14 protein-coding genes are annotated in these 14648 nt (G+C 72.2%); 4 read left to right on the forward strand and 10 right to left on the reverse strand.

Annotated features, from left to right (window positions below; translation table 11 throughout):
* Positions 1–203: 203 nt before the first annotated feature.
* Together ETD85_RS32660 and ETD85_RS32665 are read right to left on the reverse strand one after the other, a co-directional pair.
* Entirely contained in the window at positions 204–1004 is an 801-nt protein-coding gene (locus tag ETD85_RS32660; RefSeq protein ID WP_138693662.1) for an SAM-dependent methyltransferase, read from the reverse strand.
* 144 nt (positions 1005–1148) lie between these two features.
* Complete coding sequence (locus ETD85_RS32665) at positions 1149–2129, reverse strand: phosphotransferase family protein (protein ID WP_138693663.1); 981 nt, start codon at positions 2127–2129, stop codon at positions 1149–1151.
* Positions 2130–2329: 200 nt separating this feature from the next.
* Between ETD85_RS32665 and ETD85_RS32670 the strand changes: the two genes are divergently transcribed.
* Positions 2330–2683: an STAS domain-containing protein gene (locus tag ETD85_RS32670; protein WP_170246955.1), complete on the forward strand. Its 354-nt coding sequence runs from the start codon at positions 2330–2332 to the stop codon at positions 2681–2683.
* Positions 2684–2696: 13 nt separating this feature from the next.
* Here ETD85_RS32670 and ETD85_RS32675 read toward each other — a convergent pair whose 3' ends face one another.
* A complete protein-coding gene (locus ETD85_RS32675) occupies positions 2697–3770 on the reverse strand; it encodes a cobalamin B12-binding domain-containing protein (RefSeq protein ID WP_240779579.1) in 1074 nt (357 codons plus the stop codon).
* Between the two features lie 139 nt (positions 3771–3909).
* Complete coding sequence (locus ETD85_RS32680) at positions 3910–4257, reverse strand: ArsR/SmtB family transcription factor (protein ID WP_138693666.1); 348 nt, start codon at positions 4255–4257, stop codon at positions 3910–3912.
* A gap of 236 nt (positions 4258–4493) precedes the next feature.
* Between ETD85_RS32680 and ETD85_RS32685 the strand changes: the two genes are divergently transcribed.
* Positions 4494–5306 (forward strand): glycerophosphodiester phosphodiesterase, encoded by an 813-nt coding sequence (locus ETD85_RS32685; RefSeq protein ID WP_240779580.1) that lies wholly within the window; start codon positions 4494–4496, stop codon positions 5304–5306.
* A gap of 131 nt (positions 5307–5437) precedes the next feature.
* Positions 5438–6355 carry an LLM class F420-dependent oxidoreductase gene (locus ETD85_RS32690; protein WP_138693667.1) on the forward strand — a complete coding sequence of 306 codons (918 nt, stop codon included), beginning with the start codon at positions 5438–5440 and terminating at the stop codon, positions 6353–6355.
* Between the two features lie 66 nt (positions 6356–6421).
* On the opposite strand, the gene ETD85_RS32695 is transcribed toward ETD85_RS32690, so the two are convergent.
* The 5 genes from ETD85_RS32695 to ETD85_RS32715 form a co-directional block, all read right to left on the reverse strand.
* The gene (locus ETD85_RS32695) at positions 6422–7291 is read right to left on the reverse strand and encodes an LLM class F420-dependent oxidoreductase (RefSeq protein ID WP_138693668.1); all 870 of its coding nucleotides are present in this window, start codon (positions 7289–7291) and stop codon (positions 6422–6424) included.
* Between the two features lie 88 nt (positions 7292–7379).
* Complete coding sequence (locus ETD85_RS32700; RefSeq protein WP_138693669.1) at positions 7380–7988, reverse strand: TetR/AcrR family transcriptional regulator; 609 nt, start codon at positions 7986–7988, stop codon at positions 7380–7382.
* Positions 7989–8252: 264 nt separating this feature from the next.
* Positions 8253–9371, reverse strand: a complete 1119-nt coding sequence (locus ETD85_RS32705) for a sensor histidine kinase (RefSeq protein WP_138693670.1) — start codon at positions 9369–9371, stop codon at positions 8253–8255.
* On the reverse strand, positions 9371–10021 hold the full coding sequence (locus ETD85_RS32710; RefSeq protein WP_138693671.1) for a response regulator transcription factor: 651 nt from the start codon (positions 10019–10021) through the stop codon (positions 9371–9373). The genes ETD85_RS32705 and ETD85_RS32710 overlap by 1 nt, the downstream gene beginning before the upstream one ends.
* Positions 10022–10110: 89 nt before the next feature.
* Positions 10111–12393: a beta-glucosidase gene (locus ETD85_RS32715; RefSeq protein WP_206058834.1), complete on the reverse strand. Its 2283-nt coding sequence runs from the start codon at positions 12391–12393 to the stop codon at positions 10111–10113.
* Positions 12394–12555: 162 nt separating this feature from the next.
* Here ETD85_RS32715 and ETD85_RS32720 point away from each other — a divergent pair, with 162 nt between their 5' ends.
* Entirely contained in the window at positions 12556–13470 is a 915-nt protein-coding gene (locus ETD85_RS32720; protein ID WP_138693672.1) for an AraC family transcriptional regulator, read from the forward strand.
* A gap of 15 nt (positions 13471–13485) precedes the next feature.
* Here the strand turns inward: ETD85_RS32720 and ETD85_RS32725 are convergent, their stop codons facing one another.
* A complete protein-coding gene (locus ETD85_RS32725; protein ID WP_138693673.1) occupies positions 13486–14523 on the reverse strand; it encodes a LacI family DNA-binding transcriptional regulator in 1038 nt (345 codons plus the stop codon).
* Positions 14524–14648 lie beyond the last annotated feature (125 nt).

Below are 14648 nucleotides of genomic sequence, written 5' to 3' on the forward strand. Positions count from 1 at the left end.
CGGACGGCCCACCCAGACGGCCCACCCAGACAGGCAACCCGGACGGCCAGTCTGGACGGCCCCGCCCGGACGCCCAGCCTGGACGGCCGACCCGGGCGGCCCGACCCAAGCAGCCTCCCCAGGCGGCCCGACCCAGGCAACCCGACCCGGGCAGCCGTCATGCGCGGCTGGTCTGGATGGCCGACGTTGGCGGAGGCGGTGGGTCAGGGTTTCTTGGCGACGCCGCCGGCGCAGGCCACGATCGGCGGCTCGTCCCACGGCCCGGGGTCCGGGCGCCAGCGCGTCACCGTCACGATCCCGGGCTCCAGCAGCTCCAAGCCGTCGAAGTACGCCGTGATCTCCGGGATGCCGCGCGGCGTGTAGGGAACCACGCCGCTGGCCGAGTTGTAGCTGCGGATCGCGGTGACGTAGGCGGGGTCGAGGTCGCAGCCGTCGTACAGGGCCAGGTAGCTGCCCGCCGGGAGCGCGGCCATCAGCTCGCGGACGATCGCGTGCGGCTGCTCGTCGTCGCGCACCAGGCCCATGATCCCCATGAGCATCAGCGCGACAGGCCGGCTGAAGTCCAGCGTGCCGGCGGCCTGGCGCAGGATGGCCGCCGGATCGCGGACGTCGGCCTGGATGTAGGCGGTCGCGCCCTCAGGGGTGCCGACGAGGAGGGCCTGGGCGTGGGCCAGCACGAGCGGGTCGTTGTCGACGTACACGATGCGGGACGCGGGCGCGACGCGCTGCGCCACCTCGTGGGTGTTGTCGACGGTGGGCAGCCCGGTCCCGATGTCGAGGAACTGGGTGACTCCCGCCTCGCCCGCCAGGTGGCGGACCACGCGGGCGAGCATGTAGCGCGACTGGCGGGCGATGTCGATCATGCCCGGGAAGACCTCGCAGATCTTCGTGCCGGCCGCCTCGTCGACCGCGTAGTGATCCTTGCCGCCCAGCAGCCAGTTCCACACCCGGGCCGAATGCGGCCGCGTCATGTCGATGTATGGGGCGCCCGAACCGTCACTCATGAGGAGGATCTCCCGCCTTAGCCCGTTTTGCCCGCACCCTACTCCCCACAGACCCCACCCGGAGGTACGTCGCCGCGCGTGTCGGATCTTGGTGTGCCGGCTCGACCATGCTCCCGCGCGCGGGCCGCGGGAGGCGCTCCCCCGCTATCCGGCGCCGGGCTCGGAGACGTCCCACAGCACGTGTGCCAGCTCGGTCAGGTTCGCGATGCCGGTCAAATCGGGGAGCGGCCCCTCGAACACCTCGAAGTCGTGCAGAAAGCTGTAGGCCAGCATCTCCTCCGGAAAGGTGCCGGAAACCGGCCAGCCGGCGGCGTCGAGCGCGGCGGCCAGCAGCCCGCGGTCGGCCCCGAACGTGCTCAGGTGGAGCTGCACCAGGCCGTAGCGGAAGTCGCCCGCGTACATGTCGTTGAAGTCGATGAGCCCGGTGACCTCGCCGCGCTCCGGGTCGGCGAACAGGTGGGCGCCGTGCAGATCCCCGTGCACGAGCTCCGGCGTGACCCCGCCGATGAGGTCGGCGACGTCGGGCAGGAAGTCGTCGATGGCGTCGACCAGGTGAGGGGGCAAATGTCCCCACGTCCGGTGGTCGGAGACCGTCGCCGCCCTGCGTTCGCGCAGCAGGTCGCCGAACACCGGCGAGGTCGGGGACAGGATCCGGGGGCCGGTGAGCGGCACATGCCGTAGCCGTCCGAGCAGCTCGCCGACCTGCCGGGCGAGCGCGAGCCCGGTCGCCCGGCCGGCGCCCTCGGTCACCTCCCACCACGGCCGTCCCGTGACCGTGGACAGCACCAGGAACGGCCAGGTCCAGCCGGTGGCGCCCGGGAGCAGCTCACCTCGGCCGAGCAGCTCGGGAACGGGCAACCCTTGCCCGGACAGCACCTCGTACGCCTCGCTCTCGCTGCCGAGGCTGCTGGGGCCGTACCAGTACTCGCTGTAGAGCTTCACGACGAGGCCGTTGTCGCCGATCAGCACGGGGTTCGTGCTTTTGCCCGGTGAGCGGAAGACGGCCGGCTGCGGGAGACCCAGCGACTTCAGCCCGTGCCGCGCCCACGGCTCCCAGAACGCGAGCTCGTTTCGCCGGACGGCGTAGGACTCGTCCGAGGTGATCTCGCCAAGATCGGGGAGCATGCCGCCAAGGTAGCCTGCACGGTTCGCGAGGCGCACCGCAATATCCGCCGTCGATCATCGGGACGTGACACTGGCGCCCAAGCCTGGGCCGCAACAGGATAATGTCGGTAGAAGTGAGCTTGTTCATGGCGATGCTGACGGAAGAGTAAAGACGCGTGGCAAGGCGCAGGGACTCTCCGGACTACCGGCGGACTTGGGCGTTGATCGCTTTGAACGGCAGTCTCGACGAGGCCACCGTGGCGGACGTCGAGCGGGAGATCCGGTTGCTCAATCTCCCCGAGTCACGGCTGATCGTCGAGGTCAGCGACCTTCACTTCCTCGATGACTACGGGGTGGACGTGCTGGTGCTGCTGGCCCATCACATGCGGCAGCACGGCGGGCTGATGGCGCTGGTCGACACCTGCGGGCACGTACGCCGAGCTCTGGGGGACAGCGGGCTGGACGACCTGCTGCCGCTGTTCGCCACCATGGCCGAAGCCATGCGCAGCCTGAACGACGGCGACGGCGACGGCGACAGCGACGGTGGCGATGACGACGGCGAGGGTGACGGCTGAGGCGGCCGCGCGTTCAGAACGGGTGCCGGGGCCGGTCCTTGCCCTCTTCGCGGCCCAGCACCTCCACCCCGTGCTCCACCGTGGCGAGCGCGTGGGGGAAGTCCTTCAGCTGTCCGGCGAGCAGGTCGAGAGCCGGGAACAGGGTCGACTCGGGCACTCCCCTGGCCGTGAGGATGCCCGCCATCCAGAGCAGGAAGCGGGAGAACAGCTCCGGGTCCCGCACGTAGAGCGCGATGGTCAGGAACTCGACGATGTACCCGATGTCCTTCGTGGTGTGATCGAGCTGCTGCCTGCTGTAGCCGGCCATCGCCGGGAGGCGCTCGCCCAGTTTCCACATGACGGAGCTGACCACGTCCTGGGCCATCCCGCTGATCCGGTCGAACTCCTCGCCGGCCGGGGGCGGCCGGTGTCCGCCCGCCTCTCCGGGCCGGGTCCTGCGCCGCAGCGGCCCGCCGGCCAGGTGTTCCACGGCGCCGAGCCCGTCGGCGGCCCAGCCGTCGGCGCCGAGCAGGTGCGCGTAGCGGCCGTCCGCGCCGAACGCGGCCCCGCCGGCCAGCACCGGTTTGCCCGTCTCCTGGCAGGCGGCGATCGCCGCGTGCGCGGCCGGCAGCCGGCTGGGCATCGACGCCGACAGCGCCACCACGTCGGCATCCGTCCCGTTCACGTGCATCGGCAGGTACGGGGTGGGCACGTGCGGACCCAGGTAATCGACCCGCCAGCCGTGCAGCCGTAGCAGCTCGGCCAGCAGCCGCGCCGGGAAGGCGTGCCACTCGCCGTCCACGCAGGCCACCGTGGCCCGGCCCTTGTCCTCGGTGTGCCGGGCACGGGCGGCCGGGTGGCGGGAGACGGCGGCGAGCACGCGCTCGCTGACCGCGGTCACGATGTGCTCCTGCGCGACCGTCACGCCGTTGGCGGCCCAGGCGTCCCCGACGCGTGACTGCACGGGAGCGAGCACGCCCAGCAGCAGGTCCTCAGGGGGCAGGCCGTCGTCGAGCGCGGCGAGCGCGACGTCGGCCGCGCCGTGGTCGTCGCCGGCCAGGGCCGCGGTCCATACCTTCTCGACCCGGTCTTCGAGATTGTCCGCCACGTGCCCGCCTCCTCTGTCGCAAGCGCTGTGGCCAAACATCCTGCGGCGCGGGAGAGAGGTCAAGCGCCGGCGAGGGGCGGAGGCTCCGGCCTCCCACCCAACATCGCTTACGGCGACCCTCTCGGACGGGAGGGCCGATTCAGGCGGAGGCCGGCGCGGTCATCGGCGCGAACAGGGCGCCGAGCCGGGCCACCTGCTCGGGGATGATCCAGTAGTAGACCCACGTGCCGCGCCGCTCGCCGCCGATCAGCCCCGCGGTACGCAGCACCTTCAGGTGGTGCGAGATCGTGGGGGCGGTCAGGTCGAAGGCGTCGGTCAGGTCGCAGACGCACGCCTCGCCGCCCGCGTGCGAGCCGATCATCGACAGCAGGCGCAGTCGCACCGGGTCGGCGACCGCTTTGAGCAGGGTCGCGAGGTCCGCGGCGTCGGCCTCCGAGAGCGGTGCACGCGCGATCGGGGCACAGCACGCGGCTGCGGTGACGGCCACCGGCCCACACCTCCTGATTTCGACGACCGTCTAAATGCTAGGCGATGGCGACCGGCCCCTGCGACCGCGCCCGCCTGCTGATCGCGCCCGCCTGCTGATCGCGCCCGCCTGCTGATCGCGCCCGCCTGCTGATCGTGATCAACCGCTGGTCGTGATCACCTGTTGATCGTGAACGGCGCGACCCGTAGCCTGCTCAGATCTTCGCTTCTGCCGGGTTCACAGATGGGATGCGACACATGACGAAGAAGGCGGCACTCGCGGTGTCGATGGCGGTTCTGACCGCCATCGGATCGGCGAACGCCTCGCCCGCGGCGGCTTCGAGCGCGGGGGCCGGGGCGGCCCGCCTGCCCGCCTGCCCGCTGCTGTTCGGCCACGGCGGCTACCCCACGGGCGCGGACCCCTGGACCAGGGATCAGGTACGCCAGCCCAACCACCCCCGGGGAGTGAACGACCAGCAGACCTGGGGCGCCAAGGGGGTGGAAGGCGACGTCCAGCTCACCAAGCAGGGCACCAAGGCGGTCATGTGGCACAACACCTCCACCAACGGCCTGACCGGCGGCCGGCAGCTGATCACCGACCTCTGGTGGGCGGCCGGGACGGAGAACCTGCAGGCCCGCCGCATCACCCGCGGCCCGTACCAGGGCGAGGGCGTCTACACGCTGCGGCAGTGGCTGGACCACGTACGCTCCCGCGGCCTGGTCGCCCTCCTGGAGATCAAGCCCGAGACCAGGGCCATCCTCTCCGACCCCGCGTACGCCGCGAGCGCCTGGAAGGAGATCTCGGACCCGATCAAGGAGCGCCAGGGCTCGCAGCAGATCCTGGTCTACTCCCAGGACGCCTGGATCCAGGGCGAGCTCGCCGCCCGCCACCCGGGCCTGCTCAAGGGGTCGGCGGCCCGCTGGACCGACAGCGTGGCCTGGAACGAGCCCCCGCCCGCCTGGACCGGGAACACGCGCCAGTGGCAGGCCGTGCTCGACGCGGCCCCGAAGAGCGTCATGACGAACTACACGAAGGAGTACAAAGCCTGGCTCGCCGGCAAGTGCGCGTGACCAGCCGGGCGGACGAGAACACGGCAAGTTCTGAAGCGGGCGTTAACCTGCCCTGACGCCGGGTTGCGTAGGGTGCTCATGCGAGTACGGTGACCTGTCGATGACAGGTCGTAACGAGGCGGTGAGTTGCGATGCCCGGTCCGAGCATCGATGTCGCGGCGCTGAAGCGGCGCATGGGGCGAGTCGGCGTCTGGAACAGCACGCTGAGCGCGGAGTCCGCCTCGTTCGAGCGGGAGGCGGCCGCCGAGGTGGAGTCGCTCGGCTTCGGCACGCTGTGGGTCGGTGAGACGCCGACGGGCAAGGAGTCGCTGGCCCATTCGGCGATCCTGCTGGGCGCGACGCAGCGGCTGATGGTCGCCACCGGGATCGCCAGCGTCTGGGGCCGCGACGCCACGGCCGCCGCGAACGGCGCGAACGCCCTCTCGGAGGCGTTCGACGGGCGGTTCGTGCTCGGGCTCGGCGTCAGCCACGCGCCGGCGGTGGCCGCGCGGGGACACGACTATCGCAAGCCGGTGTCGGCGATGCGCGAATATCTGGACGTCATGGACGCGACCGAATACTCCGGGCCGCTGCCGCAACCGGCGCCCCGGCTGCTGGCGGCGCTGCGTACCAAGATGCTGGAGCTGGCCGCGCAGCGGGCCCAAGGCGCTCATCCGTACTTCGTCACGCCCGAGCACACGGCGCGCGCCCGCGCGGTCCTCGGCCCCGACCCCGTGCTGGCGCCGGAGCAGACGGTCGTGCTCGACACCGACCCGGAGCGGGCGCGGCGGACCGCCCGCCGGTTCATGTCGCTCTACCTGGCCCTGCCGAACTACACGAACAACCTGCGCGAGCTCGGCTGGGAAGACGCCGACCTGGCGAACGGCGGCAGTGACGCGCTGGTCGACGCCATCGTGGCCTGGGGCGACCCAGACAAGATCATCGAGCGGGTACACGCGCACCTCGACGCCGGCGCGGACCACGTCTGCGTCCAGCCGCTCGCCGACACCCCCCGGCAGATGCTGGACCACCTGCGCACCCTGGCCGCCTCGGACATGACGTCGAGCTGACCGAGCGCAAGAAAAAGGCCCAGCCCCAGCGCAAGAAACAGGCACAGCCCCAGCGCAAGAACAGGCTCAGCCCTTGCGCAGGCCGAGCGTGTCGGCCGCGATCTCCAGCGCGCCGAGATGCTCGTCGACCGAGCCCAGCCCGGCCCTCATGGTGTCGATGGCGAGGTGCGTGGCCCCGGCCTCCCGCCAGCCCCGCACCAGCTCGTCCAGCTCCTCCGCGCTCCCCCGCCATTGCGCCCGCCCCTCCATGCCGAGCGTGGCGGGGTCGCGGCCCGCCTGCGCGGCGGCCTCCTCGACCAGCGTCTTGGCCTCGTCCAGCTTCGGCCCGGGCGACCACTGCGGGAACCAGCCGTCGGCCAGCCGCCCGGCCCGGCGGTACGCGGCCGGCGACTGCGCGCCGAACCAGACGGGGATCGGCCGCTGGATCGGCAGGGGCGCCAGCCCCGCTCCCGTCACCCGGTCGTACGTGCCCTCGAACGTGACCGACGGCTCGGTCCACAGCCGGCGCATCAGCTCGACCTGCTCCTCGACCCGCTTGCCCCGGGTGGCGAAGTCCTGGCCGAGCGCTTCGTACTCGACCTGGTTCCAGCCCAGCCCCACGCCCATCCTGAAGCGGCCGCCGCTCAGCAGGTCAACCTCGGCCGCCTGCTTGGCCGCCAGGACCGTCTGGCGCTGGGGCAGGATGATGATGCTGGTGACGAGCTCCAGCGAGGTCAGCGCGGCGAGATACCCGAAGACCACCATCGGCTCGTGGAACGTGGTCCGCACGTCGTAGGGGCCCTGCCAGCCCTGGTGGACCGCCGGGTCGGCGCCCACGACGTGGTCGAAGGCCATCACGTGCCGGAAGCCGAGCTCCTCGACACCTTGCCCGTAGGCACGCACCGCGCCCGCGTCCGCGCCGAGCTCGGTCTGCGGGAAGACGACACCGATCTGCATGCCTGACTCCTTGTCCGTTTTCTCTGGTGAGCAAACGGACCCGTGCGCGTGGCGAAGGGTTCAGGGCATTCGTGAGCACAGGCGCTGGTCAAGGCCCCCCTACCCGCAGCGGGGCCGGGCCGGTGAGGTAGCGCTGCAGGATGGGCGCGATCCAGCCGGCCAGCTCATCGGGGCCGGCGGAGACCAGCGCGTCCACCTGGACCGCGTAGCGGGCGATGGCCAGCCCCACGAGCTGGCTGGCCGCCAGCGCCGCGCGCCGCTCCGGCTCGTCCACGCCGAGCGCCCGCGTGAGCTTGGCCAGCAGGTCGGCGGCCAGGAGCTCCCGCAGCTGCGCCGCCGCGTGCTCGCTGGTCGCGGCGGAGCGGATCACGCCGAGCAGCGGGCCCGGCCGCGCCACCTCCCCCAGCAGGTCGAGCACGTAGCGCAGCAGCCGCTCCCCCAGCTCGTCCCGGGGACCGTCCAGCAGCGTGACCGCGGCCTCCGCCGGCCGGAACTCCGCCGCCACGACGGCGCTGAACAGCTGTTCCTTGCCGCCGAAGAGCCGGCGCACCAGCGCGGGATCGACTCCCGCGCCCGCGGCCACCTGGCGCATGCTGGTGCCCTCGTAGCCGATCGAGCTGAACGACGCGGCCGCCGCCGCCACGATCTGCTCCCTGGTGGTCGACGCCCCGGGCCGGCGACCTGTCCTGCGCATCATCCCTCCTCGCGAGGAAGGCCGAATCCACGCCTGCATCCGCACATGGCGCGATCTTCGCCATGCGCCCCACCTTAGGCGTCCGGAGGCCCGTCGAGCAGAGATCGGTACGAAACGGGCGGCCCGTAAGCAGGAGGTCGCGACGAAGCAGCGGTCCGTAAGGCAGAAGGTCAGGACGTAAGGGCGGTCCGTGCGGCAAAAGGTCACGACGAAGCAGCGGTCCGCGAGGCAGGGGTCACGAGGAAGCAGCGGTCCGCGAGGCAGCGGTCACGGCGCAGCGGCGGTTCCCGGCAGGGAGACGTGAACGGTGAGGCCGCCATCGGGGTTGGCCGTGGCGGTGACGGCGGCGTCGTGGGCGGCCGCGATCGCCGCGACGATGGACAGGCCGAGCCCCGCCCCCTCCCCGGACCCGGTCCGGTCGGGATGCAGCCGGCGGAACGGCTGGAACAGCTCGTCCACCCGCCCCGGGTCCACCAGCGGCCCGGTGTTGGAGATGACCAGACCGGCGCGCGGCGCCACCCGTACGGTGACCCGCCCGCCGGGATGGTTGTGGCGGACCGCGTTCTGCACCAGGTTGTCCACCAGGCGGGTGAACAGCACCTCGTCACCCGCGATGGTCACCGGCCGGAGGTCGAGGTCGATCGAGATGCCCGGGGTGGCGTGCTGCTCGACGGCCCGGCGCACGGCCGCGGCGAGATCGACGGGAGTGCGCATCCGCGGCCCGCGCTCGCCCTGGGCGAGGGCGAGCAGGCCGTCGATGAGCCGCTCGGAGCGCTCGGTGCTGCGCAGGAGCTCGGCGCGCATGGCGGCGACCCGCTCCGGCGAGGCGTCGGCCAGGCCGATCTCGATCGCGGCCCGCTGCACGGCCAGCGGCGTGCGCAGCTCGTGCGAGGCGTTGGCGACGAAGCGGCGCTGGTCGGCGGCGGAGCGGGCGAGCCGGTCCAGCATGGCGTCGAAGGTGTCGGCGAGCTCCTTCAGCTCGTCGCGGGGTCCCTTCATGTTGATGCGCTCGTCGAGGTTGGACAGCGACAGGCGCCGCGCCGTACCGGTGATCCGGTGGACCGGGCGCAGCGCGCGGCCGGACAGCCACCAGCACAGGCCGAACGCCATCACCCCCATGACCGCGATCGACACCAGCGTGATCTGCCACTGCGAGCTGAGCACGTCGGCGCGCACCGCTCTCACGACGCGCTCGGTGTCGAACTCGGAGGGCACCTTGATCCCGGGCGGCGCGTGACGGTCCTGCGACTCCTCGGACCAGACGTTGACGCTGCCGTCGAAGGCCCGCTCCACCATGCGGTTCGCGGCGAACAGCACGAGGGTGACGGCCACCAGGAACAGCCCGCCGAACGCCAGCGTCAGCCGGGTCCTGATCGTCGCGCGCATCACAGCGCGTAACCGCCGGGAGCGGTCCTGATCAGCGGCGGGTCGCCGAGCTTGACGCGTAACTTGCTCACCGTCACCTTGACCACCGTGGTGAACGGGTCGGTGTGCTCGTCCCATGCCCGGTCCAGCAGCTCCTCGGTGGTGACCACGGCGCCCCTGGCGCGCATGAGCACCTCCAGCACCGCGTACTCCTTGCGGGAGAGCCGCAGGTAGACGCCGTCGCGGAAGGCCTGCCGGTGCGGGCTGTCGAGCACGACCCCGTGGCGTTCGAGCACCGGTGGCAGCCGGGCCGCGGTGCGCCGCCCGAGCGCCCGGACCCGGGCGAACAGCTCCGCGCTGGCGAACGGCTTCGTGAGATAGTCGTCGGCGCCGAGGCCCAGGCCGGCGACCCGGTCGCCGACCGTGACCGCCGCGGTCAGCATCAGGACGCGCACCGGCGCCGCCCGCTCGGCCAGCACCCTGCAGACGGCGTCGCCGTGGACCACCGGCAGGTCGCGGTCGAGCACGAGCACCTCGTAGTCCTCGGCCGCCAGCCGCTCCAGGGCGGCACCGCCGTCGTAGACCACGTCGACCGTCATCGATTCGCGTCGAAGACCTTCACCGATGAGGTCAGCGAGGACCCGTTCGTCCTCGGCCACCAGGATCCGCATCCTTCCTTCCTAGCGCGGCGGGGGTGAAGGCGCGGTTAACGTTTCGCGCCTTCACCCCCGTCCGGTGATCGGGCCGGTGATCGGGCCGGTCAGCGGATCGTGAACCGGTCCTTGAGCGCGGTGTCGAAGGACGTGCCGACGGTGACGTCGTAGCCGCCCCTGGCGGTGGCCCACTTGCCGGCGCCCGCGTTCCAGTACTGCAGGAGGTGCAGGTCGGCGAGGTCGTCCGCGCTGACGGTGACCTGTACGCTCCTGGACTCGCCCGGGGCCAGCGTGACCTTCTGCCAGCCGAGCAGCCGCTTGGACGGCTCGTTCGCGGCCCGCGGCAGCTCGACGTAGACCTGGGCCGTCTCGGTGCCGGCCCGCGAGCCGGTGTTGGTGAGCCGGAAGCGTACGCGCAGCTCCTTCGCCCCGTACGAGACCTGCAGCCGGTCATAGGCGAACGTGGTGTAGGTCAGCCCGTGCCCGAACGGGAACAGCGGCTCGATGCCGCGGGCCGCGTACCAGCGGTAACCGACTTCGAGCCCCTCCTTGTACGTGACCTGCCGCGGCTCGGTGTTGCCGGGCGGGCGGACGACGGACCCGTCGGAGAAGGTGCCCGGGTAGCGCTCGGGGTCGCCGGCCGTCGGCAGGTCGGACTCCGACTTGGGGAAGGAGTGCGTGAGCTTGCCGCTGGGCGCCACGTCGCCCCACAGCAGGGAGGCGATCGCGGGCCCCATCTCCTCGCCCGCGTACCAGACCTCCAGCACGCCCTTGACCGCGTCGATCCACGGCATGAGGACGGGTCCGCCGGTCTGGAGCACGGCGACGGTCTGCGGGTTGGCCGCCGCGACCGCGGCGACGAGCGCGTCGCCGCCGCCGTCGAGAGAGATGCCGGGCCGGTCGGCGAACTCGCCCTCCCGGTAGTAGCCGAACACGACGGCCACGTCGGCGGCGGCCGCGGCGGCCGCAGCGGCGGCGGGGTCGCTGCCGTCGGCGTAGGTGACCGTGGCGCCGTTCGCCTGGGCGCGCGCGGTGATCGCGTCGAGCGGCGCCTTGGCGGTGCAGGGGATGTTCGGTGCGGTGTGCAGGCAGACGCTGGAGGCGTCGATGTCCCCGGTCGCCGGCGTGACTGCCGCCGTCGGCCCGATGACGGCGATCTTCTTGACGGACGGCGACAGCGGCAGGACGCCGGAGTTCTTCAGCAGGACCGAGCCCTGCTCGGCCAGCCTGCGGGCCAGCGCCTCGCTCTGCGGCGTGGAGACGTCGGCGTCGGGGGCGCTCAGGCGGGGCACGTCGAACAGCCCGGCCGCGATGTGCGCGCGCACGATCCGGTACGCCGCCTCGTCCACGTCCCGCACGCTCAGCCGCCCCTGCGCGATCTGCTCCTTGATGGCCATCGGCGTCCAGTACCGCCACGCGTTCAGCTCCTGGTCCAGGCCCGCCTTCAGCGACGGCACCGGGTCGGTCAGGTAGTGGCGCGCCCCGAAGTCGGTCACCACCCACCCGCCGAAGCCGATCTCCCGCTTCAGTATCCGGCCGAGCAGCTGGTCGTCGCCGCAGGCCCAGCCGTGGTTGACCTGGTTGAAGGAGCACATGACGGAGCCCACGTCGCCCCGGTCGATCGCGATCTCGAAGGGCAGGGTGTAGATCTCGCGGAGGGTGCGGCCGTCCACGTTGGAGGAGCTGTTGTTGCGATCGGTCTCCTGCTCGTTGGCGACGTAGTGCTTGAGCTGCGACTGGACGGGCTCGGCCGGGTTGGCCCCGACGCCCTTGCTGTACGCGCCGGCCATGAGGCCCGACAGCACCGGGTCCTCCCCCAGATACTCCGACGTACGGCCGCTGCGGGGGTCGCGCCCACTGGCCAGGCCGGGGCCGAGCAGCACGTTGCGCTGCTTGCGCCAGGCCTCGTGCCCCATCGCGACGCCCTTGTCGTAGGCCAGGGCCCGGTCCCAGGAGGAGGACAGGGACACGTTCGCCGGGAAGACCGTCACGCCCGCGCCCGCCCCGGCGATCGCCGACGGCGCGTCGGTGTACTGGATCGTCGGCGTGCACTCCACCTGCGGCGGCATCGTGAACGTGATCGGGACGAACTCTCCCGGCGGCAGCTCGCGCGGCGCGGCGGTGGTGAACGTGGTGCGCGCCGGGTCGTTGGCCGAGTGCTCGTCGAGCCAGCGCAGCTTCTGGTCCAGCGACGAGGCCGCGAGCAGGGCGCGGGCCCGCCGTTCGGGGGACTTCGACCGGTCCATCCAGGGCACGGCCGCGCAGTCGGCGCCGGCGGCCGGGGCCGCGCCGAGCACGTGGACTCCGGGCGCCATCAGTGCCAGCAGGGCGGCCAGCGACGCGACGCGGCGTCTGACGGCCGGTGAGCGAGTGCCCGTACGTGGATCCACAGTGAAGCCTCCGGGGGGAGAGGTACCGGCGTGCCGAGGTTTCCGCCGTGTTTCGCATCCTGAGTCCCGCCGGTGGGCGCGGCTAGGCCAAAGTGCGCCAGAGGTAGCACGAAATGCACCTCGCGCCGCCCCCGTCCGGCGTCGCCGCAGTACAGTCCGGGCATGGCCGAGCCACCCGTCGACCGGTCCGGGGTCCTGCTGCACTTCACCGCCGGCACGCTCGCCTACGCCGGCCACTACCTGCACGAACAGAGCCACCCCGTGCACACCCACAGCTTCGTCGAGATCGCCGTGGTGACCGGCGGCGCGGGCGTGCACGTGTCGCTGGCGGGGCGCCGGCCGCTGGCCGTGGGCGACGTCATCCTGCTGCGGCCGGGGGTGTGGCACGGCTACGAGGAGTGCAGGGGGCTCGACCTGTACAACTGCTGCTTCTCCACCGAGACGCTGCAGCGCGAGCTGGCCTGGATCCGCGAGGACGCCCTGCTGAGCTACCTGTTGTGGACCGGGCCGCACTCGGTGCAGCGGCGCGGGATGCTGACCACGCGGCTGGAGCCGGCCGCCCTGGCCGAGTGCGCCGAGCACCTCGACGCACTGAACCGGCTGTGCTTCCGGCCCGTGGGGCCGCATCGCGGCGACATCATCGGGCGGCTGCTGCTGGTGCTCGGCTGCCTGGCCCGCGCCGTGGCCCGCACCACCGGCGACGCCTTCCAGGCCACCGGGCCGAGCCACCCCGCGATCGTGCGCGCGATGGGGCTGATGGAGTCGGCGCCCGAGCACCGCTGGACGCTCGCCGAGCTCGCCGCCGAGCTGCACCTGACCCGCGGCTACCTGGTGCGCCGCTTCAAGTCGGCGACCGGCCTGCCGCCGATGGCGTACCTGTCACGCTTCCGGGTCGAGCTGGCGGCGGGCCTGCTGCTGCACACCGACCAGTCGATCACCCGGATCGGCGAGGCGGTCGGCTGGCCGGACGCGAACTACTTCGCCCGCCGGTTCAAGGCCCACTACGGGCTGAGCGCGTCGGCCTACCGGGCCCGGTTCGGCGTCGCCCGGAGCGACGGGCCCGCGCAACCGGCCTGAGTCACCCGGCCTGAGTCACCCGGCCGGCGGCGGGGCGGTGGAGCGGCGGGCCACCAGCGTGGGGGTGACGGAGAAGCGCACGGCGGAGGTGCGGCCCTGGACGCGTTCGAGCAGCAGCCGCCCGGCCGTCTGGCCCATGGTGGCGCCGTCCTGGTCCACGCTGGTCAGCGAGACGTGCGCCATGGCGGTCAGCCGCGAGTTGTCGTAGCCGGCCACCGAGATGTCGGCGGGGACCGCCAGCCCGGCCTCGTTGACGGCCGCGAGCGCGCCGAAGGCGGCCTGGTCGGCGCCCGCGAAGATGGCGGTGGGGCACGGCTCGCGGGCCAGCAGCTCGCGGGTGCCCAGGTAGCCGCCCTCCTCGGTGTAGGAGGTGGCCGCCACGGCGATGTGCTCGGCCAGGCCGTGCTCGGCCATCACCCGCTCGTACGTCCTGGCTCTGACGGTCTGCAGCAGCGCCGCGGGACGGGCCGGGACGTTGTCCTTCTGCGAGATGTGCGCGATGCGGCGGTGGCCGAGCCCGATGAGATGCTCCACGACCAGCTCGGCCCCGACCTCGTCGTCGTCGAGCACCGAGTCGTACACCGTCGAGCGGTCGTGCCGGCCCAGCACCACGGTGGGCGTGCCCCGGCCGATCCCCTCCAGCTCTTTCCTGGTGATGACGGGGGCGACCGCGAGCATGCCGTCGACCTGCCGGTCCACCAGGGCGTCGATCGCGCGGCGCTCGGCCGTGGGGTCGGTGCCGCCGCCCTGGACGATGATGGCCTGATAGCCGGCTCCCGCGATCTGCGCCGCGAGGGCCTCGACGATGTCGGCGAAGAACGGGTTCCTGATGTGCGGCAGCAGCACGCCGATGGTGAACGTGCGCCCGCGCATCGCCCTGGCCGCCGCGTGCGGGCGGTAGCCGAGCTCGTCGATGGCCGCCTGGACCTTGACCCGCATCGCCTCGCTGACGCCGTAGGCGTTGCGCAGCACCTTGGAGACGGCGGTGGTGGACACCTGCGCGTGGCTGGCCACGTCGGTGATCGTCACCCGTCGTCCGTCACGCGTGACCATGTGCCGTCCTTCTCCCGTCGTTGACGCGCCCCCGATTGTACGAGCTCCACACCGGAATCAGAGTGGGTAACGTTACCCATTCGTAGGACCTTTCGTGCCGTCAAGTCCACATATCACGTGGGTCA

This window comes from Nonomuraea zeae (assembly GCF_005889725.1).
GTDB lineage: Bacteria > Actinomycetota > Actinomycetes > Streptosporangiales > Streptosporangiaceae > Nonomuraea > Nonomuraea zeae.

Coding starts and splice junctions, on each gene's coding strand:
- ETD85_RS32660 (WP_138693662.1), bottom strand. CDS start 1,004: ATGAGTGACGGTTCGGGCGCCCCATACATCGACATGACGCGGCCGCAT.
- ETD85_RS32665 (WP_138693663.1), bottom strand. CDS start 2,129: ATGCTCCCCGATCTTGGCGAGATCACCTCGGACGAGTCCTACGCCGTC.
- ETD85_RS32685 (WP_240779580.1), top strand. CDS start 4,494: ATGACGAAGAAGGCGGCACTCGCGGTGTCGATGGCGGTTCTGACCGCC.
- ETD85_RS32690 (WP_138693667.1), top strand. CDS start 5,438: ATGCCCGGTCCGAGCATCGATGTCGCGGCGCTGAAGCGGCGCATGGGG.
- ETD85_RS32695 (WP_138693668.1), bottom strand. CDS start 7,291: ATGCAGATCGGTGTCGTCTTCCCGCAGACCGAGCTCGGCGCGGACGCG.
- ETD85_RS32700 (WP_138693669.1), bottom strand. CDS start 7,988: ATGATGCGCAGGACAGGTCGCCGGCCCGGGGCGTCGACCACCAGGGAG.
- ETD85_RS32705 (WP_138693670.1), bottom strand. CDS start 9,371: ATGCGCGCGACGATCAGGACCCGGCTGACGCTGGCGTTCGGCGGGCTG.
- ETD85_RS32710 (WP_138693671.1), bottom strand. CDS start 10,021: ATGCGGATCCTGGTGGCCGAGGACGAACGGGTCCTCGCTGACCTCATC.
- ETD85_RS32720 (WP_138693672.1), top strand. CDS start 12,556: ATGGCCGAGCCACCCGTCGACCGGTCCGGGGTCCTGCTGCACTTCACC.
- ETD85_RS32725 (WP_138693673.1), bottom strand. CDS start 14,523: ATGGTCACGCGTGACGGACGACGGGTGACGATCACCGACGTGGCCAGC.